Consider the following 23,179-nt stretch of genomic DNA (forward strand, 5'->3'; position numbering starts at 1 on the left):
GTGCCCATCCCTGCTTGAGCTTGCAAGCCATCCAGTCGCTGGAGCTGTCCTGCTGGTACCACTCCCCATTCGGTGCCATCCCCCTCTCGTCACTCCTTTTTGGTCACGGCGCTCTTCTGCTCACGGCGCCGAGCTGCTCACCTCGCAGAGCTGCTCACGGTGTTCCCTCCTCCACGCCTCCTGTCCCGTCTACGCCGCCGCCCTTCCACGCCGCCGTCATGACAGGCCAGCCCGCTCCAGCATTGATCGACAGCCACTGCCATCTGGTGTTTCGCAACTTTGAGCATGATCTCGAGGAGGTGATTCAGCGCTGGCGTCAAGCCGGGGTGGTCTCCCTGGTTCATGCGTGCGTCGAACCCGCCGAAATTCCGGCGATTCGCGCCCTTGCCGACCGCATCCCGGAGCTCCGCTATTCGGTGGGAGTGCATCCGCTCGACACCGAGCACTGGCAGGACGACACCCCTGCGGTGCTGCGCGCGGCGGCCTTGGCCGACCAGCGCGTCGTGGCGATCGGTGAGCTGGGGCTTGACGCCTTCCGCGCCACCAACCTTCAGGGCCAGCTCGACGTTTTGCGCCCACAGCTGGATCTGGCGGTGGAGCTGGATCTGCCAGTGATCATCCACTGCCGCGATGCGGCCGAACCCATGCTGACCGAGCTGCGCGCCCGGCGGCGTGATGGCTGCTGTCCCCGCGGGGTGATGCACTGCTGGGGCGGCACCCCAGAAGAAATGGAGGGGTTTCTGGAGCTGGGGCTGCTGATCAGCTTCAGCGGCACCGTCACCTTCGCCAAAGCTGAAGCCACCCACGCCTGCGCCCGCCAGGTGCCCTCCGATCGCTATCTGGTGGAAACCGATTGCCCCTTCCTGGCACCGGTACCCCGTCGGGGCAAGCGCAATGAGCCTGCTTTCGTGGCTTCAGTGGCCGAGCGAATGGCTGCGTTACGCGGTGAAACCCTCACAGATGTGGCGGCTTGCAGCACCGCCAATGCGGTAGGCCTGTTTTGCCTTCCTGTGTCATCCATTCCCCAATGTGTATGATGTTTTATTGGTCTGGCAGCGCGAGCGCTCCATTGTCGACGTCAGCAGTCTTGAACCGAGCTCCATAAGCCGGATTCCGGCAGGGCCGCTCCCTCCGGCTCCGCCCGCCTGAGCCGCTTTTCCCCCAGCGTTCAGGTCCGTTCATCCCCTGGAGCCGCCAAGGCTTCCTTCAAGCCGCTGACGTCGCCGTTCCAGGTCCCCCCTTCCCTTCCGTACTGCAGGTCCCCGCATGAGCAGCGCGATCCAGGTCGCCAAGACCGCCACTTACCTGCCCGATCTCGTGGAGGTACAGAGGGCGAGCTTCAAATGGTTCCTGGAGAAAGGGCTGATCGAGGAGCTCGACAGCTTCTCCCCGATCACCGATTACACCGGCAAGCTGGAGCTGCATTTCGTCGGCGATCAATACCGGCTCAAGCGCCCCCGCCACGACGTGGAAGACGCCAAGCGTCGCGACGCCACGTTTGCCTCGCAGATGTATGTCACCTGCCGCCTGGTCAACAAGGAAACCGGCGAGATCAAGGAGCAGGAGGTCTTCATCGGCGAGCTCCCGCTGATGACCGAGCGCGGCACGTTCATCATCAACGGCGCTGAGCGCGTGATCGTCAACCAGATCGTGCGCAGCCCCGGTGTCTACTTCAAGGAAGAGCCCGACCCCAAGACCGGCCGCAAGACCTACAACGCCAGCGTCATCCCCAACCGCGGTGCCTGGCTGAAGTTTGAAACCGATAAGAACGAGTTGATGCACGTCCGGGTCGACAAGACCCGCAAGATCAATGCGCACGTGCTGATGCGGGCCATGGGCCTGTCGGATGTCGACGTGCTCGACAAGCTGCGGCACCCCGACTACTACCGCAAGACGATCGAAACAGCCACCAATGTCGAGCTGATCACCTCCCAGGATCAGGCACTGCTGGAGCTCTACAAGAAGCTCCGTCCGGGCGAACCCCCGTCGGTGAGCGGCGGTCAGCAGCTGCTGGATTCACGCTTCTTCGATGCCAAGCGCTACGACCTTGGCCGCGTGGGCCGCTACAAGATCAACAAGAAGCTGCGCCTCACAGTCCCCGACGAAACACGGGTGCTCACCAAGGAGGAGCTGCTCTCCACCCTCGATTACCTGATCGGCCTGCAGCTCGGCCAGCCCGGCTACGAAGTCGACGACATCGATCACCTCGGCAACCGCCGTGTGCGCTCGGTGGGCGAACTGCTTCAGAACCAGGTGCGCGTGGGCCTCAACCGGCTCGAGCGGATCATCAAAGAGCGCATGACCGTCGGTGAAACTGAGTCGCTCACCCCGGCCCAGCTGGTGAACCCCAAGCCCCTGGTGGCGGCGATCAAGGAGTTCTTCGGCTCCAGCCAGCTCAGCCAGTTCATGGACCAGACCAACCCTCTGGCCGAGCTCACGCACAAGCGCCGCATCAGTGCCCTCGGCCCCGGTGGCCTCACGCGTGAGCGGGCCGGCTTCGCCGTGCGTGATATTCACCCCTCCCACTACGGCCGCATCTGCCCGATCGAAACACCGGAAGGGCCGAATGCCGGCCTGATCGGTTCGCTCGCCACCCACGCGCGGGTCAACGAATACGGCTTCATCGAAACACCCTTCTGGCGTGTCCAAGACGGCATCGTCCTCAAGCAGAGCGACCCGATCTATCTCTCCGCCGACCTTGAAGACGAGTGCCGCGTGGCTCCAGGCGACGTGGCCACCGATGCCGAGGGCCGCATCCAGGCCGAGCTGATTCCGGTCCGCTACCGCCAGGACTTCGAGACCGTTCCCCCCGCCCAAGTTGACTACGTTCAGCTGTCGCCGGTGCAGGTGATCTCGGTGGCCACCTCCTTGATCCCCTTCCTCGAGCACGACGACGCCAACCGTGCCCTGATGGGCTCGAACATGCAGCGCCAGGCGGTGCCCCTGCTCCGGCCCGAGCGGCCGCTGGTAGGCACGGGCCTGGAAACCCAGGTGGCTCGCGACTCGGGCATGGTGCCGATCACCCGTGTCAACGGTGTGGTCACCTTTGTGGATGCCACGGCCATCGTGATCCGCGATGTCGACGGCGTCGACCATCCCCATCTGCTGCAGAAGTATCAGCGCTCCAACCAGGACACCTGCTTGAACCAGCGGCCGATCGTCAAGCAGGGCGACGCCGTGATCGCCGGTCAGGTGCTGGCCAATGGATCCGCCTGCGAGGGCGGTGAGATCGCCCTGGGCCAGAACGTTCTGATCGCCTACATGCCCTGGGAGGGCTACAACTACGAAGACGCCATCCTGGTGAGCGAGCGGCTCGTGCAGGACGACCTCTACACATCGGTGCACATCGAGAAGTATGAGATCGAGGCCCGCCAGACCAAGCTTGGGCCTGAGGAGATCACTCGGGAAATCCCGAACGTGGCGGAAGAAAGCCTCGGTAGCCTCGATGAGATGGGCATTATCCGCATCGGCGCGTATGTCGAATCGGGTGACATCCTCGTGGGCAAGGTGACACCCAAAGGCGAATCTGATCAACCGCCGGAGGAGAAGCTGCTACGCGCGATCTTCGGCGAGAAAGCCCGCGACGTGCGCGACAACTCCCTGCGGGTGCCCAACACCGAACGGGGCCGTGTGGTGGATGTGCGCATCTACACCCGTGAGCAGGGCGATGAGCTGCCGCCGGGCGCGAACATGGTGGTGCGCGTCTATGTGGCGCAGCGCCGCAAGATCCAGGTTGGCGACAAGATGGCCGGCCGCCACGGCAACAAGGGCATCATCAGCCGGATTCTTCCCCGTGAAGACATGCCTTACCTGCCCGATGGCTCCCCCATCGACATCGTGCTCAATCCACTCGGCGTGCCCTCCCGGATGAACGTCGGGCAGGTGTTTGAGTGCCTGATGGGCTGGGCCTCCTCTCACCTGGGTTGCCGGGTGAAGGTGGTGCCCTTCGATGAAATGCACGGGGATGAAACCTCCAAGAACACCGTGCAGAAGTACCTGGAAGAAGCCGCCAAACAACCCGGCAAAGATTGGGTCTATGACCCCGAGAACCCCGGCAAGATCCAGCTGATCGATGGACGCACCGGCGAGAAGTTTGACCAACCGGTCACCGTGGGTTATGCCCACATCCTCAAGCTGGTGCACCTTGTCGATGACAAGATCCATGCCCGCTCCACCGGCCCCTACTCGCTCGTGACCCAGCAGCCCCTCGGCGGCAAAGCCCAGCAGGGCGGCCAGCGGCTCGGGGAAATGGAAGTCTGGGCGCTTGAGGCCTATGGCGCCGCTTACACGCTGCAGGAACTGCTCACCGTCAAATCCGACGACATGCAGGGCCGCAATGAGGCGCTCAACGCCATCGTCAAAGGCAAGCCCATTCCTCGCCCCGGCACGCCTGAGTCGTTCAAGGTGCTGATGCGCGAGCTTCAGTCCCTGGGCCTGGACATCGCGGTGTACACCGACGAAGGCGTCGAGGTTGACCTCATGCAAGACGTCAACCCTCGCCGCAGCACCCCCAACCGGCCCACCTACGAGTCGCTCGGCGTCGCGGATTTCGACGACGACTGAAGATCCACGCCTGATCTGTTCCGTATCCCTTGACGTCCGCGCGACACCCCGGCCATGACCAACAGCAACCTCCGCACCGAAAACCACTTCGACTACGTCAAGATCACGCTCGCTTCCCCCGAGCGGATCATGCAGTGGGGGCAACGCACCCTGCCCAATGGTCAGGTGGTCGGTGAAGTCACCAAGCCTGAAACGATCAACTACCGCACGCTCAAGCCAGAGATGGACGGGCTGTTCTGCGAGAAGATCTTTGGCCCTTCCAAGGATTGGGAGTGCCACTGCGGCAAGTACAAGCGTGTGCGCCACCGCGGCATTGTGTGCGAGCGCTGCGGGGTGGAGGTCACCGAGAGCCGGGTGCGTCGTCACCGCATGGGCTTCATCAAGCTGGCGGCCCCGGTTTCGCACGTGTGGTACCTGAAAGGGATCCCCAGCTACGTGGCGATCCTGCTCGACATGCCCCTGCGGGATGTGGAGCAGATCGTGTATTTCAACTGCTATGTGGTGCTTGAAAAGGGCGACCACAAGGACCTCACCTACAAGCAACTGCTCACCGAAGATGAGTGGCTTGAGATTGAGGATCAGATCTACGCTGAAGATTCTGAGATCGAGAATGAGCCCATTGTGGGCATCGGCGCCGAAGCTCTCAAGCAGCTGCTCGTCGACCTCAACCTCACTGAGATCGCTGAACAGCTCCGCGAGGACATCGCCGGCAGCAAGGGTCAGAAGCTGGCCAAGCTGATCAAGCGCCTGCGCGTGATCGACAACTTCATCGCCACCAACGCCCGGCCGGAATGGATGGTGCTTGATGCCATTCCTGTGATTCCGCCGGATCTGCGGCCGATGGTGCAGCTCGATGGCGGCCGTTTCGCCACCTCCGACCTCAACGATCTCTACCGCCGGGTGATCAACCGAAACAACCGCCTGGCGCGGTTGCAGGAGATCCTGGCTCCTGAGATCATCGTCCGCAACGAAAAGCGGATGTTGCAGGAGGCTGTTGATGCCCTGATCGACAACGGCCGCCGGGGCCGCACCGTGGTGGGTGCCAACAACAGGCCGCTCAAGTCACTCAGCGACATCATTGAGGGCAAGCAAGGGCGCTTCCGCCAGAACCTGCTGGGCAAACGGGTCGACTACTCCGGCCGTTCCGTGATCGTGGTGGGTCCCAAGCTGAAGATGCACCAGTGCGGTCTGCCCAAGGAGATGGCGATTGAGCTGTTCCAGCCGTTCGTGATCCATCGGCTGATCCGCCAGAACATCGTCAACAACATCAAGGCGGCCAAGAAGCTGATTCAGCGCGCCGACGATGAGGTGATGCAGGTGCTGCAAGAGGTGATTGAAGGCCATCCGATCCTGCTCAACCGGGCCCCCACCCTGCACCGCCTCGGCATCCAGGCCTTTGAACCCAAGCTGGTGGATGGCCGCGCCATCCAGCTTCACCCGCTGGTGTGCCCGGCCTTCAACGCCGACTTCGACGGCGACCAGATGGCTGTGCACGTGCCCTTGGCGATCGAAGCCCAGACGGAAGCCCGCATGTTGATGCTCGCCAGCAACAACATCCTTTCGCCTGCCACCGGCGAGCCAATCATCACTCCCTCCCAGGACATGGTGCTGGGCATCTACTACCTCACCGCCTTGAACCGCAAAGAGTCGCAGCCGGCCTTCGGCGACAGGAGTCGCACCTTCGCTGGTCTCGCGGATGTGCTCAATGCCTTCGATGAGAAGCACCTCACCCTCCACAACTGGGTATGGGTCCGCTTCACTGGCGAGATTGATGATGAGGATGAAAGCGATGTGCCCCTCAAGCAGGAAACTCTCAGCGATGGCACCCGCATCGAGCAGTGGAAGTATCGCCGCGACCGCTTCGATGAAGACGGTGCCCTGATCAGCCGCTATCTGCTCACCACCGTCGGCCGGGTCGTGATGAACGTCACCATCATCGATGCGGTGGCCGCCGTCTGAAGGCTCAGTTCCGCCCGAGTTGTTTCTGCCCTCCTCCACCCGCCTTCCTCTGCGCCCCACCATGACCAGCTCACCTTCCACCTCCACGTCCGATCAGGGTCGCCGCAACGCTCCTCTGACCAAAGAAGCTCCCCGCTTTATCAACAAGGAGATCAACAAGAAGGCTCTGCGCAATCTGGTGGCGTGGGCCTACAAGCACCACGGCACAGCTGCCACCGCTTCGATGGCCGATGAGCTGAAAGATCTCGGCTTCCACTACGCCACCCAGGCGGCCGTCTCGATCTCGGTGGAAGATCTGCGCATTCCGGTGCAGAAGGTGCGCCTGCTGGAGGAAGCCGAGCAGCAGATCACCGATACCGAAGAGCGCTACCGGCTCGGCGAAATCACCGAGGTGGAACGCCATACGAAGGTGATCGACACCTGGACGGAAACCAACGAGCGTCTGGTTGAGGAAGTCAAGAAGAACTTCAACGACAACGACCCGCTCAACTCCGTCTGGATGATGGCCAACTCCGGTGCCCGGGGCAACATGTCCCAGGTGCGGCAGCTGGTCGGCATGCGCGGCCTGATGGCCAACCCCCAGGGGGAAATCATCGACCTGCCGATCCGCACCAACTTCCGTGAAGGGCTCACGGTCACGGAATACGTGATCTCCTCCTACGGCGCCCGTAAGGGTCTGGTGGATACGGCCTTGCGCACCGCCGACTCCGGCTACCTCACCCGCCGTCTGGTGGACGTGGCTCAGGACGTGATCGTGCGGGAAGACGACTGCGGCACCACCCGCGGCATTCCTATCCAGGCCGATGAAAAGGGCCGTTTCCAGGCCAAGCTGGTGGGCCGCCTGGCGGCGGAACCCGTGGTGGCTGCCAACGGCGACGTGCTGGTGGAGCGCGATGGCGAAATCGATAAGCCGATCACGGCGCTGATCGAAGCCGCTGGCGTGCGCACCGTGCTGGTGCGCTCTCCACTCACCTGCGAGGCCGCCCGTTCGGTCTGCCGCAAGTGCTATGGCTGGGCCCTGGCTCACAACCAGCTGGTGGATCTGGGTGAAGCCGTCGGCATCATCGCTGCCCAGTCGATCGGCGAGCCCGGCACCCAGCTCACCATGCGCACCTTCCACACCGGTGGTGTGTCCACGGCCGAAACCGGCGTGGTGCGCTCGCTTCTCGAAGGGGTGGCGGAGTTCGGCCCCAAAGCCAGGGTGCGTCAGCACCGCACACCTCACGGCGTGGAGGCCCAGATCGCTGAAACCGATTTCACCCTTGCGGTGATCCCCAGCGGCAAGGGCAAGGTGCAGAAGGTGGAAGTCAGCACCGGCTCCATCCTGTTCGTCGCCAATGGCCAATCGATGCCAGCAGACACAGTGTTGGCCCAGATCTCGGCGGGCACGTCGGTCAAGAAGAGCGTGGAGAAGGGCACCAAGGATGTGATCTGCGATCTGGCTGGTCAGGTGCGCTACGAGGATGTGATCCAGCCTCGTCAAGTCACCGACCGCCAGGGCAACATCACCCTCAAGGCTCAACGGCTGGGCCGGATGTGGGTGCTGGCCGGTGATGTCTACAACCTCCCCCCCAATGCCCAGCCCGTGGTGGCCGGCAACAAGCCCGTCACCACCGGTGATGTGCTGGCGGAGAGCCGGTTGGTGAGCGAGCACGGCGGCGTCGTGCGGCTGCGGGAGTCGGCCGGCGATTCGCGTGAAGTGCAGATCGTCACCGCCAGCCTCACCCTCAAGGATTGCAAGCTGGTGCATGAATCCACCCACTCGGGGGAAACCTGGCACCTGGAAGGAAAAGACAATTCCCGCTATGTGGTGCGCACCCACCCCGGCAGCAAGATCGGCACTGGCGAAGTGATTGCCGAACTGGCTGATGATCGCTTCCGCACCCAGACAGGCGGCATGGTGAAGTATGCCCCCGGTCTCTCAATCAAGAAAGCCAGGTCGGCCAAGAACGGCTATGAGGTGTCCAAGGGCGGCACCCTGCTATGGATTCCCACTGAAACTCACGAAATCAACAAGGACATCTCCCTGTTGATGATTGAGGACGGCCAGTGGATTGAAGCTGGAACTGAAGTCGTCAAGGACATCTTCAGCCAAATCGCCGGCATCGTCACCGTCACCCAGAAGAACGACATCCTGCGCGAAATCATCGTTCGCTCCGGCACCCTCCATCTCGTTTCCGACAGCAAGGCGCTGGCCCGTTACGCAGAAGAAGGCAAGCTGCACAATCCCGGCGATGAACTCGCCCCGGGTCTTGTCACCGAGGCGATGGTGTATGTGGAGGCCGTGGATACTCCCGAAGGCGGCGCCCTGCTGTTGCGCCCGGTGGAGGAATACACGATTCCCGATCAGGCCCACCTTCCCGAACTTGCCACCATCAAGCAGAACGGTGGTCCTTCGCTTGGGCTCAAGGCCACCCAAAGGCTCACCTACAAAGATGGCGAGATGATCAAATCTGTGGAGGGTGTCGAGCTGCTGCGCACCCAGCTGATCCTTGAAACCATCGACACCACACCCCAGATGACGGTGGATGTGGAGGTGGTGCCCGACAAGCGCGCCAAGACGATCGAACGCCTGCAACTGGTGATCCTGGAAACCCTGCTGGTGCGCCGCGACACCCTGTCTGACGCCAGCCACGGCTCCACCCACACCAAGCTGCAAGTGGAAGACGGCATCGCCGTCAAGAGCGGCGATGTAGTGGCCACCACCCAGATTCTCTGCAAGGAGAACGGTCTGGTCCAGCTGCCCGATCCCATCGACGGGGAACCCGTTCGCCGCCTGATCGTTGAGCGTGCCCACGACACAAAGGATGTTGACTGCGGTTCGGCCACCATCGCCGCAACGGTCGGTCAGCGCCTTGTCGACGGTGAACTGCTCGCCGAAGGCATCAGCGCCGATTGCTGCGGACAGGTTGAGGCGATCAACGGCAACACGATCACCATCCGCCTTGGCCGCCCCTACATGGTGTCCCCCGACTCGGTGCTCCACGTTCGCGACGGCGAACTGGTCCAGCGTGGCGATGCCCTGGCACTGCTGGTGTTCGAGCGTCAGAAAACGGGTGACATCGTCCAGGGTCTGCCGCGCATCGAAGAATTGCTTGAAGCCCGCCGTCCGCGCGAATCGGCGGTGCTCTGCCGCCGGTCGGGGACGGTGCAGATCAAGCAGGTCGAAGACGAAGACTCGGTGACGGTGTCGGTGATCGAATCAGACGACGCCCAGACTGAATACCCGATCTCGCATGGCCGCAACGCCATGGTCAACGACGGGCAACAGGTGAGCGCCGGCGAGATGCTCACCGACGGACCGATCAACCCGCACGAACTCCTGGAGTGCTATTTCGAGGATCTGCGCTCCCGCAAGCCCTCGATGGAAGCGGCTCAGGAGGCCATCTCCAAGCTCCAGTTCCGCATGGTGCAGGAAGTACAGAACGTCTACAAATCCCAGGGCGTCACCATCGACGACAAGCACATTGAGGTCATCGTCCGCCAGATGACCAGCAAGGTGCGCATCGAAGACGCCGGTGACACCACCCTGCTGCCGGGCGAACTGATTGAACTGCGCCAAGTTGAGCAGGTCAATCAGGCAATGGCGATCACCGGTGGCGCACCGGCGGAGTTCACGCCTGTGCTGCTGGGCATCACCAAGGCGTCGCTCAACACCGACAGCTTCATCTCTGCCGCCAGCTTCCAGGAGACCACCCGGGTGCTCACGGAAGCGGCGATCGAAGGCAAGAGCGACTGGCTGAGAGGACTCAAAGAGAACGTGATCATCGGCCGGCTCATCCCCGCCGGCACCGGCTTCGGTGGCTTTGAAGAAGAGCTGCGCAGCGAAGCTGGCCCCCATCCCGACATCCTCGATGAGGAGTCCGGCGGTTATCGCCGCGTGGCCAACCTGCGGCCCGATTACACCGTGGAGATGCCGGCAGCCGCCGCTGTCGCCGCCCCCGCGGTGCTCGATGACCCCTCCGAAGATGAGCTCGATGCCGTTCGCAGCAAGCGTGGCATCGAGGCCACGGCCAGCAGCTTTGCCGCTTTCGCTCGCCCCGGTGTTGAGGAAGGACTGGAAGAGGAGTTGATTCCTGATCCCGCCGCCGTGGAAGGATTGCTGGAAGAAGGCCTGCTGAGCGACGACTGATTCCATGGTTCTCCAACCCCCGATCGTCCCGCAGCGCCGCCTGCCGCGCTTCGGCTTTCACCACCACACCGAGTTGTTCAACGGCCGCCTGGCCATGCTGGGATTCATCGCCCTGCTCGCTGTGGAGTGGAAGCTGGGTCACGGCCTGCTGGTGTGGCCCTGACGGCCCCTCCCGCAGTTCCCTTGCTGGGCCTCAAGCTTGAGGCCCTGGAAGCCTGGGCGGTGGCCCAGGGCCAACCTTCCTTCCGAGGCCGCCAGCTCCACGAGTGGATCTACGCGAAGGGCGCACGGCGTTTTGCCGATGTCACTGTGCTGCCGAAGCTCTGGCGCCAGCAGCTCTGTGGTGAGGCCGCCCCCGAGCTGCCTGATCCAATCGGCCGTTCACGCGAGCTGCTGCGCAGCGTGGCCAGCGATGGCACCACCAAGCTGTTGCTCGCCACTGCCGATGGGCTGAGCCTCGAAACAGTGGGCATCCCCAGCAGTGACCGGCTCACGGTCTGTGTCTCCAGTCAGGTGGGATGCCCGATGGCCTGCCGCTTCTGCGCCACCGGTAAAGCCGGCCTTGATCGTTCGCTGGCGGTGCACGAAATTGTTGATCAGGTGCTCACGGTGCGCGAGGTGATGGGGGAGCGCCCCAGCCATGTGGTGTTCATGGGCATGGGCGAACCGCTGCTCAACATCGAGGCCGTGCTCGGTGCGATCGATTGCCTCTGCACCGATCTCGGCATGGCCCAACGCCAGATCACGCTCAGCACCGTCGGGGTCCCCCAGACGTTGCCGCAACTGGCCGAACGGGCGCTCGAACGGCTCGGGCGCGCCCAGTTCACCCTGGCGGTGAGCCTGCATGCGCCTGATCAGTCGCTGCGGGAGCAGCTGATTCCTACAGCCCGTGCCTATCCCCTTGAACGGCTGTTGGAGGATTGCCGCCGCTACGTGGCTCTCACGGGAAGGCGTGTGAGCTTCGAATACATCCTGTTGGGTGGGCTCAACGACCATCCGCGGCAGGCGGTGGCTCTCGCCCAGTTGCTGCGTGGTTTCCAGAGCCACGTGAATCTCATCCCTTACAACCCGATTGAGGAGGAGGAGTTCCAGCGCCCCAGCCCGGAGCGGGTCGAGGCCTTCCGGCGCGCCCTCCAAGATCGGCACGTGGCCGTGAGCGTGAGGGCCAGCCGGGGCCTGGATCAAGACGCGGCCTGCGGCCAGCTGCGGCGACGGTTGACGCCGGCGGGCTGAGGCCATTCACCTGCGGCGCGCGGCTGACCCAGTCCCACTGCCGTCAGCCACCCGAGAAGTGAGATCCACTCACCGCTCAGGTGGCATCGCGGGATGGATCGAACGCCCCGCGGGCTTCCGCTTCGTTCCAAGGTGTAAGGCGAAGCATCAGCAGGAAGGCCGGCAGCGCTGCCGCCACGGTGAACAGGAAGAACAGTCCCCATCCCGCCCGCTCGGCCACGAGCCCGGCCGGTGCCGCCAGCACCGAGCGGCTCATGGCGTAGACGCCGGAGAACAGGGCGTACTGGGTGGCGGAGAAGCGCGGATTGCAGAGGCTCATCAGCAGGGCCACGAACACGGCGCCCACCATGCCGCCGGAGAGATTCTCCAGGCTCACCGCCGTGATCAGCCCCGCCAGACCACCACCGAACTGGGCGAGCGCCCAGTAGCTGAGGTTGCCGAGCGCCCCGGCGACGGCGAACAGCCACAGGGAGCGGTTCATGCCCAGCCGGCTGAACAGCACGCCCCCCAGCACCGTGCCCGCCATCGTGGCGGCCACCGCCCAGCCGCCTTGCACCAGGCCGATATCGGCAGGGGTGAAGCCCTTGCTGGTCAGAAACGGGATCGCCATGGCGCTGAGCAGGCCATCGGGCCAGCGATAGAGCAGTACCAGAAGCAACAGTTGCCAGGAGCGGTTCGGCCCGCTGCGCCGCAGGAATTCACGGGCGGGTCCCAGCACCGCCTGGCGCAGGCTGGTGACGGGATGCTCGATGGCAGGCAGCCGAGGCGCCGTCAATGTGAACGGCAGCATGGCGGCGATCAGCACTGCCGAGCCGAGAAAAGCCGCCGGCCAGCCGAAGCGCCCGGCCAGCAGGAATCCCCCTGCCCCCACCGCCAGCATCGCCGCCCGGTAGCCCAGCGAGGCGGCGGCCGCACCGGGCCCCCGCTCCAGTTCCGGCAGCAGGTCGGTGCGGTACGCATCGACGGCGATGTCCTGGGTGGCGCTGCAGATGGCCAGCAGCAGTGCCATCACGCCGATGGCGGCGAGGCTGGCGGCATCGGTGCTCGGCCGCAGCAGCGCCATCGCCGCGGTGACCACCACCAACACCAGTTGCAGCAGCACCAGCCAGCCCCGGCGCCGGTCGGGCCAGGGGATCGGCCAGCGATCCAGCAACGGCGCCCAGAACAGCTTCAGGGTGTAGGGCAGCTCAGCCAGGGGAATCAGGCCGATCAACGCCAGCGGCACCTGGCTGGCGCTGAGCCAGCCCTGCAGCAGGCGGCTGCCCACCATGTAGGGAGCACCGCTCGCCACACCGGCGGCCGCCACGGCCACAAGCCGGCGCCAGGACGAAACGGTGGGCACAGGACTGGAAACAGGCGGCAAGGGTCCCGTTCACGACTGGCCGAACCCTATGCCTTCAGAATGCCAACACCACCAGGATTTTCCGTGTCGTTCTTTCGTTCCACCCTGCTCCCGGCCGGCATCGTGCTGCTTTTTGGCCTGGCCCTGTTCGCCGTGAGTGCGAGGATCTGGCTGCCCGGCGACATGGCAGCGCCGGCGCCGATTGGATAAGGAGGGGCGCTTTGGTGCCCATTGATGACGGTGCCAATGGATGACGGTGACCATGGATGACGAGGTCAGCAGCGAATCCGTGCCGCCGTTCTCCAGGAGCCCGGCGGAGCTGGCGTTTGATCCGGAGCTGCTGGCCGGGGAGCTGGCCCAGGAGCTGGCCCTTGATCCGCTTGATGCGATCGACACGCTTGAGCCCGGCCAGGGCGACATTGCCGCTGAGTGCGATCTGGGCCTGGAGTTGCTGGCCGGCGGCCACGACCAGCGCATGCAGGGCCTGCGCATCTTCTGCGAACACCGCGACCCCCGTGCCGTGCCACGGCTGTTGCCCCTGCTGGCTTCCACCTGCCCGATCCTGCGGATGAGCACGGTGTACGCCCTGGGCCGCAACCCCGATCCGCGGGCCGTGGAGCCCCTGCTGGCCCTCCTTCAGGACGACGCCAACGGCTATGTGCGCAAGGCGGTGGCCTGGAGCCTGGGCAATTACCCGGAAGCCCCGGTGCTCAACCCCTTGATCCGCGCGCTTCAGCTCGACATTGCCGCCGTGCGCCTGTGGGCGGCCGGGTCGCTGGCGGATGCTGGCAGTACGGGAGCGGCCAAGGCGGATCAGGCGGCCGCCCAGCTTCTGCTGAGTCTGCGCATCGACAGTGAGCCGGTGGTGCGCAGCAACAGCGCCTGGTCCCTCGGCCGCCTGTACGACCATCTCGTGCCGCCGCGCCAGTCGGAGCTGGTGGGTGTGCTGGTGGAGGTGTTGCTCCACGACAACGACGCCACCGTGCGGGACGAAGCCCGGGTGGCCCTGGAGCAACTGGAAGATCCTTCGGTGCTCGAACGGTTGCAGACGCTGGTCGATGAGGGGCTGCTCAGCTGAGCAGCCGCACGGTTTGACCGATCCGGTTAGCATCCGGCCACGCTTTCTGCCGCAGGATGGCCCAGCACACCATCCGATTTCGCATCCACCCCGACGGCACCGTTGAGGAGCTGGTCCAGGGATTTCGTGGTGAGGGCTGCCAGCAGCTGACCGAGCGGATCGAATCCAGCCTCGGCAGCGTTCAGCAACGCACCAGCACGGCGGAAGCCTTTTTGAGCCAGGTCCAGACCACCTCGGCGGCTTTGCCGGTCGAGCAGCGTTCCGCCTGAACCCTTCACCGTTCGCCCCCGTTTCGATGTCGCACTTCAGCACCGTCAAGACCGAGCTCCGCGACCGTGATGCCCTGCTCGGCGCCTTACGTGATCTCGGCCATGAGCCCGATTCGAGCGAGCGCCCAGTGCGCGGCTACCGCGGCCAGACTGTGCTCGCCGAGCTCTGCGTGGCTCAGACCGGTGGTGGCGACATCGGTTTCCGCTGGAATGCCACCAGCAACAGCTATGAGCTCGTGACCGATCTGGATCTGTGGAAGCAGCCCGTGCCGGTGGAGCGTTTCCTGGCGCAGGTCACCCAGCGCTACGCGTTGCGTTCCATCCTCGCCGCTTCTGTAGCGGAAGGCTTCCAGGTCACCGAGCAGATCCAGGCCGTTGACGGCACCATTGAGCTGGTCGTGTCCCGCTGGGACGCCTGAATCCGTGTCGCCTGAATGGGCCGAGTCCGCCGCCGTCGCCGCTGACGGCGCCGCTGGTGCCGCTGACCCTTCGCTCGCCTTCACGGCCGAAGCCACAGCGCGGCCAGTGGCCAGTGGCCACGAACCGTTGCTGGGTGGGCGCCTGCGTCAGCGAGCCGTCTGGGTGGATGAAGCCGTCTGCATCGGCTGCCGCTATTGCGCCCATGTGGCCGGCAACACGTTTCTGGTGGAACCTCTGTGGGGACGCTCCCGCGCCATCCGCCAGGACGGGGACACCACCGAGACGATCCAGGAAGCGATCGACACCTGCCCGGTCGACTGCATCCACTGGGTGGCCTATGAGGAGATCCCTGCGCTCGAGGAGCAGCTGCGCCATCAGGAGCTTCACCCCCTCGGTCTGCCCTGCGCGGCGCGGGTGAAGCGCACCCTGCCGCGGCCCTGATCCCTCCACCCCACCCGCCCCAGCTCCGGTGACGCCGCCCATTCCCACGCGCCGCTTCGGCCGCACCGGCCTGCCCATGCCGGTGCTCTCACTTGGCGGCATGCGCTATCAGCAGAGCTGGAGCGACCTGCCCGGCGACCAGATCACCCCGGCCAGCCAGGCGAATGTGGCGGCCACCCTGGAGCGGGCCCGCGCCCATGGCCTGCATCACATCGAAACAGCCCGCCACTACGGCAGCTCCGAACGCCAGCTGGGCTGGCTGCTGGGGCCCACGGCGGATCCTCAGCGCATCCTTCAGACCAAAGTGCCGCCGCACGAGGATCCCGCCGCGTTCGAAGCCGAGCTGGAACTCAGCTGTGAGCGGCTGCAGGTGGAGCGGCTCGACCTGCTGGCCATCCATGGCGTCAACCTGCCGGAGCACCTGCAGCAGACCCTGCGGCCGGGCGGCTGCCTGGAGGTGGTGCGCCGCTGGCAGCGCGACGGACGCCTTGGTGCTGTGGGTTTCTCCACCCATGCCCCGCTGCCACTGATCCTGGAGGCGATCGCAAGCGACGCCTTCGACTACATCAACCTGCACTGGTACTTCATCCGCCAGCAGAACAGCGCGGCGATCGAGGCCGCCCGCCGCCACGACATGGGCGTGTTCCTGATCAGCCCCACCGACAAGGGAGGGCACCTGCACAGCCCGTCGGCGCGGCTGGGTGATCTGTGCGCGCCGCTGCACCCGATCGTGTTCAACGATCTCTTCTGCCTCACCAACGCCGATGTGCACACCCTCAGCGTCGGTGCGGCCCGCCCAGAGGACCTCGACCTGCACCTGGAGGCGGTGCAGCGGCTCCCCGAGGCCGCTCAGCTGCTGCCGCCGGTGCTGCAGCGGCTGGAGCAGGCGCGGCTCGACGCGCTCGGCCCCGCCTGGCTGGGCAGTTGGCAGGAGGGGCTGCCCGCCTGGAGCGACACCCCCGGTGGCATCAACGTGCCGGTGCTGCTCTGGCTGCACAACCTGCTGGAAGCCTGGGACCTGGAGAGCTTCGGCCGCGCCCGTTACGGCCTGCTGGGGCAAGGGGGGCACTGGTTCCCCGGCGCCAATGCCGATGCGCTCGATGCCGAGGTGAGCGAGGCGGTGTTGCTGGCGGCCCTCCAGGCCAGCCCCTGGGCCGCGCAGATCCCTGAGCTGCTGCGCCGGCTGCGCCGCCGGCTCGGGGGCACCCCGCACCAGCGGCTGATGGCCGATGAGGCAGCCGCTTAGCCCAGCCGCCGCCTAGCCCAGCGGCAGCTTGGCCGGCACGCCCACAGGCCGGGGATAGAGCTGGGGGCAGAGCCCGGCGGCGGCCACCACCACGGCATGGCGCACACCACGGCCAGAGGGCAGCTCCTGCCGCTCCACCCGCCGCAGCTCCGCCCGCAGCGGCAGCACGGCCCGCTCCATGGCCTGCTGGTCTGCGGCGCTCCACTGGCCCCGGTAGAGCAGCGCCTGGCCCCCGGGCCTGAGCAGCGGCACCAGGTATTCGGCCACCACCGGCGCTGCGGCCACGGCGCGGGCCAGGGCCCAGTCGAAGCGGCCGCGGCAGTCGCGGCTCCGGCCGCTCAGCTCCGCCCGCTCGCAGCGCACCACCACCCGCTCGCCCAGACCCAGCGAGGCGGCCATCGCCTGCACCGCTGCCGCCTTGCGCCCCACCGAATCCACCAGGGTGAGCCGCGCCTGGGGCAGGGCGATCGCCAGTACCAGGCCGGGGAAGCCGCCGCCGGTGCCCACATCCACCAGCTTCAGCGGCGCCGCCGGGCTGTGCAGCAAGGAACGCCAGGGCCAGAGGCTGTCGAACACCTGGGCGATCCAGTAGTCGTCGCCCTCCACCAGCCGGGTGAGATTGAGGCGGGCATTCCACTGGCGCAGCTCCTGCTGCAGCGCTTCCAGTGCCCCGAGCTGCTCCGCGTCGGGCCGCCAGCCAAGGGCGGCCCAGAGTGCCGCCGGGTCGCCGGCGTCCGCCGCGAGGCTGGGGGGATCAAGCGGAACGTTCATTCCCTGGGAGGTCACCATCCGCGCCGGCAGAACCGACTGAGATCTCTAGGATCTCGCAGACCCGGTGCGGGCTCGGTGGCAGCAGGCGAACGTCCAGGAAGGGGTCAGACCCATTACCAGTTGCTGCGTCTTGCGACCACAGCGACGGCTCAGGAGCTGCGCCAGGCGTTCCGCACCTTGAGCAAGTTGTATCACCCCGATACCACCACCCTGCCGGCCGCGGAAGCCGAGCAACAGTTCCAGCGCCTGCAGACCGCCTACACCACCCTCAGCGACCCTGACAGCCGCCACGCCTACGACGGGCAGCTGCGGCTGCTTGAGCTGCAGAAGGCCGCGGCGCTCAAACCGGCCACGGCCCGCACCGCTGTCCCCAGCCAGGGCGTCAGCTCCGGACAGCGCGCCCTCTCCGCGCGCCGGGCGCTGTCCGGTGGTGAGTGGTTCGCGTTGGTGTTGCTCGGTGCGGCCCTGGTGTGCAGCCTGGTGCTGGGGCTTGGCCTGGCCTGGTGGCGGGGGGCAGATCTGCTGGCTCCGCCCGCGTCCGTGCAGACTGCCCCTCCATCCGGTGATGCTGCTGGGGATGAACGCCCTGCCCCCCCTTCAGACGCCCCTCTACAACCATCCATTGCCGGCCCTGGAGCAATGGCTGCGGCAGTTGGGAGCGAGCCCCAGCCGCAGTGACCGCAGTTCCTGGGATCTGCATCAGCCGCAGTGGAGCGCCTTGATCGAGCTTGCGGTCGAGGAGATTCGCGTGACCTGGCATCAGGACGGGCGCAGCACGGTGCGGTTGTTCCCCTATGGCCTCACCCGCGCGGATGTGGAATCGGCGATCCTGGCCGGGCCCTGAACTGCGCTCACGGGGCAGTCAGAACCGCGCTCACAGGGCGGCCAGACCCTCCTGGATCACGGCGTAGCAGTGGGCCAGCTGGCTATCGCTGATGCACAGGGGCGGCAGCAAATAGACCACCTGCCCCAGTGGCCTGATGAACACGCCCCGCTCCAAGGCATGGCGTTGCAGCACCCGTCCGGTGCGGTTGAGGTAACCAGGATCGGCCACTTTGAGCTCGAAAGCGGCGATCGTGCCGCACAGCCGTGGCCGCTCCACGTGCGGATCGGCAGCAAGCGCCTCAAGCTGCGGCCGGTGCCGTGCTTCGAAGCCTGCATACCGCTGTGGAGCTGCGGCCAGCAGGGCCAGGCTGGCGTTGGCCGCGGCGCAACCCAACGGGTTGGCGGTGAAGCTGTGGCCGTGGAAGAAGGTGTGCGTGGGGTCGCCACTGATGAACCCCTGATAGAGCTGCTCGCTGGCCAGGGTCACCCCCATCGGCAGGAAGCCCCCGGTGAGGCCTTTGGAGAGCGCCACCAGGTCGGGGCGGATTCCCGCTTTGCCGCAGGCAAACAGCGCGCCGGTGCGGCCAAAGCCGGTCATCACTTCGTCGGCGATCAGCAGGGCGCCCGCCTGGCGCACCCGCTGCTCCACCGCCTGGAGGAAGCCGGGACGCACCATCGCCATGCCGCTGGCCCCCTGCACGAGCGGCTCCAGGATCACCGCCGCCGTGGGTTGCTCCAGCAGGGTCTCCAGCACCTGCAGCGCCGCCTGTTCCTTTTGATCCACCAGGGGGTCGCCCCACCAGGTGGAGGGCCAGGGCGCCCGCGCCACCGGGCAGAGCAGCGGGTCAAAGGGCGCCGAGAACAGGGAGCGCTCCCCCATCGCCATCGCCCCGAAGGTGTCGCCGTGGTAAGCCCCGTCAAAGGCGATCCACTGCGCACGCTCCTCGCCGCGGTTCCGCCACCACTGCCAGGCGATCTTCAGGGCCACCTCCACGGCCGTGGAGCCGTTATCGGAGAAGAACAGCCGCTCCAGCCCGCTGGCGGCGCTGAGGCTCGTGGCGAGTTGCTCCGCCTGGGGATGGCTGAAGTTGGCGAAGATCACCTGCTCCAGCTCCGCCAGCTGGCTGGCCACTGCTGCCGCGATCGTGGGTTCGGCATGTCCGTGCAGGGTCACCCACCAACTGCTGATTGCGTCGATCAGCTGGCGGCCGTCATCGAGTTCCAGCAGGGCGCCCCGGCCGCGCACGGCCCGCAGCGGCGGGTCGCTCGTTGCCACCTGGGTGGTGGGATGCCAGAGATGGGGATGCCAGTTCATCGGGCAGGAGCGCCGGCCTTCACTGGCAGCGGCGGGCATCTCGTTCAGCGCCGCTGGCCAGGGGGCCGCAGTTCACCCACCGCACCACCGAGATCTCGATGTCGGTGAAGATCACCAGCACGGCGGCGCAGACCACTGCCACCACGGCGCTGACCAGGACATGCTTTTGGGTCATCAGCCAAGGTTACGGGGCGCCCAGGGCGCCGCAGAGGGCGGCGTGGAGTCCACTGGTCTGCCAGGCCTCGGCCAGCGCGGCGGCCTCCAGCTGCGGCAGCGGCGGCAGGCCGCCCAGCACCGGCGCACCGCTCAGCTCGCGCAACGTGCCGGGATTGTCCGCGTGCGGGGGGCCGTTGAGAATCAGGCCCAGCAGGGGGATATGGCGGTGCCGCAACGCCTCCACCGACAGCAGGGTGTGGTTGAGGGTGCCCAACCCGCTCCGGGCCACCAGCACCACCGGCAAGCCCCAGCGCTGGATCTGATCGATCTGCATCAGGTCGCGGCGCAGGGGCACCAGCAGCCCGCCGGCCGTTTCCACCACCAACGGCCCCGGCACGGCCGGAAGATCCAGCCGCTCCTGCTCAAGCCGCACCCCTTCCAGCTCGGCGGCCCAGTGGGGCGAAACCGGCGCCGAGAAGCGGTAAGCCTCCGGCAGCAAGCGCTGCTGGATCTGTTCGGCGCTCAGCCCAAGCAGCCGGCCCACCCGGTCGCGGTCGCCGCCGCCCTCCAGGCCGCACTGCACCGGCTTCCAATAGTGGGCGCCCAGCCCCAGGGTCAGCAGGGCGCTGACCACCGTTTTGCCCACGTCGGTGTCCGTGCCGCAGACGATCAGTTGCTGCCTCATGCAGGGATGGCTACAGGGCCCCACAGTGCCAGCCTGGATTCACGGGCTGTGGGCGGGCCGCTGACCGATCAGCACCAGCACCTCCCAGGTGAGGCGCTTGCGCGGCTGGCCGCTTCGGTGGATGGCGGGCTCCGCCGGCCAGGCGGCCTCCAGCCGGCGCCACTGGCCCGGCGTGAGGGGCGCGGTCGGGGTGCTGCCGGCACCGAGCGCCTGGATCTGGCGCAGGAAGGTGAGCGCCGTCGGCGCGAAGCGGCTGAAGCGCAGGCGTTGCTGCGCTGTGAGCGTCAGCTGGCGCTGGGTGCCATCGATCAATGCACCGGCGTCGGGCAGCGGCAAGGCGCTGCAGGGTCCACCGGCCCGCGCCGCCGCCTGGAGCCATTGCGGAAAGCTGCCCGCAGTGGGCACCGCCAGCACCAGCCAGCCGCCCGGAGCCAGGTGGTGGCACCAGTGCTCCAGCTGCTCCTCCGGGCGCTCAAGCCACTGCAGCGCAAAGCTCGACAGCAGCAGCGAGGCCTGCTCCAGCTGGGGCGGCAAGCCGGCGTTGAGGTTCCACAGCAGGGATTCCGCCCCGCCTCCCCCGTCCCTCGCCCCCTGCAGCAGCAGCTCGGCGCAGAGATCCAGGCGCAGGGGCTGAAGCGCAGGGCGCAGGTGCTGCACCGCCCGGCTGAGCAAGCCGCTGCCGGCGCCGAGATCGGCGCAGGGACCGGCGACCAGCGGCAGATCGCGGCAGTGGCGGGCCAGCCGCCAGGCCACGGCCCGCTGCAGGCTGGCCCTTTGCTCGTAGGAGCCGGCATGGCGGCCGAAGGCCTCGCGCACCTGCTCCTGGAGGGTCACGCGGCCTCCAGCCAGGTGAGCACCGGCTCGATCAGGGGCGCCCGCAGCAGGCTGTGGCCCGCCCCGGCGATCGGCCAGACGGTGGCTTCGGGCAGGGCCCGGCGCAGGGCCGCCCGGCTGGCGGCGGCGACGATCCGGTCGTCCTCGGCCTCCACCAGCAGCACCCTGGCCGCGGGCGGAAACGCCGCCGGCAGGGCGTCAACTCGCCCCAGCAGGGCCAGATCGCTCCGCAGGCGTTCGAGGCCCGCGGCTTCCAGCGGCTCGCTGCCCGGGCCCGGCGGCAACAGGCTGGCGGGATCGGGCGCCGCCGCCTGGCAGAGGAAATCGGCCAGCAACCCGGCGACCTCTCCGGCGGCCAGCCGCGCCTCCATGGCGGCCAGGGCAGCGCGCAAGGGCCGGCCGTCCCGCCCCGCTGGCACGAAGGCCGCGAAGCTCGCCAGCAGCACCACCGCATCGGCGCTGGCCAACACAGCAGGGGGCAGCAGGTGCAGCCCGAGCGAATGCACCAGCACACCGCGCCGTCCGGGCGCCTCGCCGCTCTCCCAGGCGGGGGCCTGGGGCGGGAGGGGCCCGTACCCCCGTTCGCCGCTGTGCCAGCTCCAGCCACGCTGCTCGGCAGCCACGCGCCACGGCTGCCAGGCCCGGCTGTCGCCGGCCCAGCCATGCATGGCCAGCAACTGCCCGCTCATCGGCCGCCACCGGCCCCAGGGGTGCCGAGGGCGGCGAGCAGCCGCGTCAGGGTGCCGCTGGGCAGGCTGCGGCGCAGCACCAGCCGCAAGCGGGCTGTGCCAGCAGGCACCGTGGGCGGGCGGATCGCCACGCTGAGCAGACCGGCCCGTTCCAGCTGCGCCTGCAACGCCAGGGCAGCCCCGTCGTCGCCCACCAGCAGCGGCAGCACCGGTCCGGCTCCGCCCGGCCGCGGCCAGCCCGCAGCGGCCAGCCCGCAGCGCCAGCGTTCCGCCCGGCTCAGCAGGGCCTGCCCAAGGGCGGGATCCTGCTGAAGCAGCTCCAGGGCCGCCAGGGCAGCCGCCGCCAGGGAGGGCGCCAGGGCCGTGGAGTAGCGGAAGGCGCCTGAGCTCTGCAGCAACCAATCGGCCAAGGGGGCATCAGCCGCCAGAAAGGCGCCGCCGCTGCCGAAGGCCTTGCCGAAGGTGCCGCTCACCAGGCTCACCCCCGCCAGGCCGTGGGCCAGGCCGCGTCCGCCCGGCCCCAGCACACCGAGCGCGTGGGCTTCATCCACCAGCAGCCGTGCCCCCTGCAGCCGGCAGATGTGGGCGATGGCCGCCAGATCCGGGCTGGTGCCCTCCATGCTGAACAGGCTCTCGGTGATCACCAGCAGCTGGCGCTGGGGAGCCGCTGTCCGTTGCTCGATCAGTCGCCGTTCGAGATCTGCGCTGTCGTTGTGGCGGAACCGCACCAGCCGGGCGCCGCTGGCCTGCACCCCCAGCAGCAGCGAGTGATGGATCAGCCGGTCTGCCAGCACCACCCCGTGCCGCCCTGTGAGGGCCAGCACCGCCGCCAGGTTGGCCTGAAACCCGCTGGGGAACAGCAGCACCTGCTCCCGAGCGAGCCAGCTGGCGAGGGATTGGGCCAGCAGGGTGTGCACCGGCCGGGTGCCCGTCACCAGGGGGGAGGCGCCGGAGCCGGTGCCGTCTCTGTTGATGGCGCCGCAGGCCGCCTGCTGCAGACGGGGGTGATGGCTGAACCCCAGGTAGTCGTTGCTGGCCAGATCCAGCAGTGGTGCTGACGCCGCCCCAGCGCCGCCTGCCACGGCCGTCAGCCCGCCGTCAGCCGTGGCGGCGAAGCTGCGCAGCCGCCGCCGCCGGTCGGGGGGGACGCGGCCGAGGGATGGCCGCAGGGAGCGGAGCGGATCGGCAGGATCGCCGTCCGGGGGCAGGTTCACCACCCAA

22 protein-coding genes are annotated in these 23,179 nt (G+C 67.0%); 14 read left to right on the plus strand and 8 right to left on the minus strand.

The window, feature by feature from the left end:
• Window positions 1-218 precede the first annotated feature (218 nt).
• The 6 genes from KBY97_RS08655 to rlmN all read left to right on the plus strand — a co-directional run bounded on the left by KBY97_RS08655 (window position 219) and on the right by rlmN (window position 11,887).
• Window positions 219-1,037, plus strand: a complete 819-nt coding sequence (locus KBY97_RS08655) for a TatD family hydrolase (RefSeq protein ID WP_255146399.1) — start codon at window positions 219-221, stop codon at window positions 1,035-1,037.
• Window positions 1,038-1,266: 229 nt separating this feature from the next.
• The gene (gene rpoB / locus KBY97_RS08660) at window positions 1,267-4,563 is read left to right on the plus strand and encodes a DNA-directed RNA polymerase subunit beta (RefSeq protein ID WP_255146400.1); all 3,297 of its coding nucleotides are present in this window, start codon (window positions 1,267-1,269) and stop codon (window positions 4,561-4,563) included.
• 54 nt (window positions 4,564-4,617) lie between these two features.
• Window positions 4,618-6,522 carry a DNA-directed RNA polymerase subunit gamma gene (locus KBY97_RS08665; protein ID WP_255146401.1) on the plus strand — a complete coding sequence of 635 codons (1,905 nt, stop codon included), beginning with the start codon at window positions 4,618-4,620 and terminating at the stop codon, window positions 6,520-6,522.
• Between the two features lie 61 nt (window positions 6,523-6,583).
• Entirely contained in the window at window positions 6,584-10,654 is a 4,071-nt protein-coding gene (locus KBY97_RS08670; RefSeq protein ID WP_255146403.1) for a DNA-directed RNA polymerase subunit beta', read from the plus strand.
• Window positions 10,655-10,658: 4 nt separating this feature from the next.
• The gene (locus KBY97_RS08675; protein WP_255146405.1) at window positions 10,659-10,817 is read left to right on the plus strand and encodes a chlorophyll a/b-binding protein; all 159 of its coding nucleotides are present in this window, start codon (window positions 10,659-10,661) and stop codon (window positions 10,815-10,817) included.
• Window positions 10,808-11,887: a 23S rRNA (adenine(2503)-C(2))-methyltransferase RlmN gene (gene rlmN, locus KBY97_RS08680; RefSeq protein ID WP_255146407.1), complete on the plus strand. Its 1,080-nt coding sequence runs from the start codon at window positions 10,808-10,810 to the stop codon at window positions 11,885-11,887. The genes KBY97_RS08675 and rlmN overlap by 10 nt, the downstream gene beginning before the upstream one ends.
• A 76-nt stretch (window positions 11,888-11,963) precedes the next feature.
• On the opposite strand, the gene KBY97_RS08685 is transcribed toward rlmN, so the two are convergent.
• Window positions 11,964-13,229: an AmpG family muropeptide MFS transporter gene (locus KBY97_RS08685; RefSeq protein WP_255146408.1), complete on the minus strand. Its 1,266-nt coding sequence runs from the start codon at window positions 13,227-13,229 to the stop codon at window positions 11,964-11,966.
• An 84-nt stretch (window positions 13,230-13,313) separates the two neighbouring features.
• Between KBY97_RS08685 and KBY97_RS08690 the strand changes: the two genes are divergently transcribed.
• The 6 genes from KBY97_RS08690 (at window position 13,314) to KBY97_RS08715 (ending at window position 16,683) form a co-directional block, all read left to right on the plus strand.
• On the plus strand, window positions 13,314-13,439 hold the full coding sequence (locus KBY97_RS08690; RefSeq protein ID WP_255099860.1) for a hypothetical protein: 126 nt from the start codon (window positions 13,314-13,316) through the stop codon (window positions 13,437-13,439).
• Window positions 13,440-13,491: 52 nt separating this feature from the next.
• Complete coding sequence (locus KBY97_RS08695; RefSeq protein WP_255146451.1) at window positions 13,492-14,307, plus strand: HEAT repeat domain-containing protein; 816 nt, start codon at window positions 13,492-13,494, stop codon at window positions 14,305-14,307.
• Window positions 14,308-14,363: 56 nt separating this feature from the next.
• Window positions 14,364-14,576, plus strand: coding sequence for a DUF2997 domain-containing protein (locus KBY97_RS08700; RefSeq protein WP_255146409.1), 213 nt, complete (start codon window positions 14,364-14,366; stop codon window positions 14,574-14,576).
• 26 nt (window positions 14,577-14,602) lie between these two features.
• Window positions 14,603-14,995, plus strand: a complete 393-nt coding sequence (locus tag KBY97_RS08705) for a DUF1257 domain-containing protein (RefSeq protein ID WP_255146411.1) — start codon at window positions 14,603-14,605, stop codon at window positions 14,993-14,995.
• A 4-nt stretch (window positions 14,996-14,999) separates the two neighbouring features.
• Window positions 15,000-15,437 carry a ferredoxin gene (locus KBY97_RS08710; RefSeq protein ID WP_255146413.1) on the plus strand — a complete coding sequence of 146 codons (438 nt, stop codon included), beginning with the start codon at window positions 15,000-15,002 and terminating at the stop codon, window positions 15,435-15,437.
• A 76-nt stretch (window positions 15,438-15,513) separates the two neighbouring features.
• Window positions 15,514-16,683, plus strand: coding sequence for an aldo/keto reductase (locus KBY97_RS08715; RefSeq protein ID WP_255146453.1), 1,170 nt, complete (start codon window positions 15,514-15,516; stop codon window positions 16,681-16,683).
• Window positions 16,684-16,695: 12 nt separating this feature from the next.
• Here the strand turns inward: KBY97_RS08715 and rsmG are convergent, their stop codons facing one another.
• Window positions 16,696-17,454, minus strand: coding sequence for a 16S rRNA (guanine(527)-N(7))-methyltransferase RsmG (gene rsmG / locus KBY97_RS08720; protein WP_255146415.1), 759 nt, complete (start codon window positions 17,452-17,454; stop codon window positions 16,696-16,698).
• Between the two features lie 120 nt (window positions 17,455-17,574).
• Between rsmG and KBY97_RS08725 the strand changes: the two genes are divergently transcribed.
• Both KBY97_RS08725 and KBY97_RS08730 read left to right on the plus strand, forming a co-directional pair.
• The gene (locus KBY97_RS08725; protein WP_255146418.1) at window positions 17,575-18,132 is read left to right on the plus strand and encodes a J domain-containing protein; all 558 of its coding nucleotides are present in this window, start codon (window positions 17,575-17,577) and stop codon (window positions 18,130-18,132) included.
• Window positions 18,032-18,298 carry a DUF3143 domain-containing protein gene (locus KBY97_RS08730; RefSeq protein WP_255146420.1) on the plus strand — a complete coding sequence of 89 codons (267 nt, stop codon included), beginning with the start codon at window positions 18,032-18,034 and terminating at the stop codon, window positions 18,296-18,298. The genes KBY97_RS08725 and KBY97_RS08730 overlap by 101 nt, the downstream gene beginning before the upstream one ends.
• Before the next feature lie 30 nt (window positions 18,299-18,328).
• On the opposite strand, the gene bioA is transcribed toward KBY97_RS08730, so the two are convergent.
• From bioA to KBY97_RS08760, 6 genes are read right to left on the minus strand one after another with little or no spacing between them, the layout of a single operon-like run.
• A complete protein-coding gene (bioA, locus tag KBY97_RS08735) occupies window positions 18,329-19,594 on the minus strand; it encodes an adenosylmethionine--8-amino-7-oxononanoate transaminase (RefSeq protein WP_255146454.1) in 1,266 nt (421 codons plus the stop codon).
• 19 nt (window positions 19,595-19,613) lie between these two features.
• Entirely contained in the window at window positions 19,614-19,769 is a 156-nt protein-coding gene (locus KBY97_RS08740; RefSeq protein ID WP_255146422.1) for a hypothetical protein, read from the minus strand.
• 9 nt (window positions 19,770-19,778) lie between these two features.
• The gene (gene bioD / locus KBY97_RS08745) at window positions 19,779-20,435 is read right to left on the minus strand and encodes a dethiobiotin synthase (RefSeq protein WP_255146424.1); all 657 of its coding nucleotides are present in this window, start codon (window positions 20,433-20,435) and stop codon (window positions 19,779-19,781) included.
• 39 nt (window positions 20,436-20,474) lie between these two features.
• Window positions 20,475-21,269: an SAM-dependent methyltransferase gene (locus tag KBY97_RS08750; RefSeq protein WP_255146455.1), complete on the minus strand. Its 795-nt coding sequence runs from the start codon at window positions 21,267-21,269 to the stop codon at window positions 20,475-20,477.
• Window positions 21,266-21,958: an alpha/beta hydrolase gene (locus tag KBY97_RS08755; protein WP_255146456.1), complete on the minus strand. Its 693-nt coding sequence runs from the start codon at window positions 21,956-21,958 to the stop codon at window positions 21,266-21,268. Before KBY97_RS08755 ends, KBY97_RS08750 begins: the two co-directional genes overlap by 4 nt.
• Window positions 21,955-23,175: a pyridoxal phosphate-dependent aminotransferase family protein gene (locus KBY97_RS08760; protein ID WP_255146425.1), complete on the minus strand. Its 1,221-nt coding sequence runs from the start codon at window positions 23,173-23,175 to the stop codon at window positions 21,955-21,957. The genes KBY97_RS08755 and KBY97_RS08760 overlap by 4 nt, the downstream gene beginning before the upstream one ends.
• Between the last annotated feature and the right edge of the window lie 4 nt (window positions 23,176-23,179).

The sequence above is a fragment of the Synechococcus sp. ATX 2A4 genome (genome assembly GCF_024346375.1).
Taxonomy (GTDB): domain Bacteria; phylum Cyanobacteriota; class Cyanobacteriia; order PCC-6307; family Cyanobiaceae; genus MW101C3.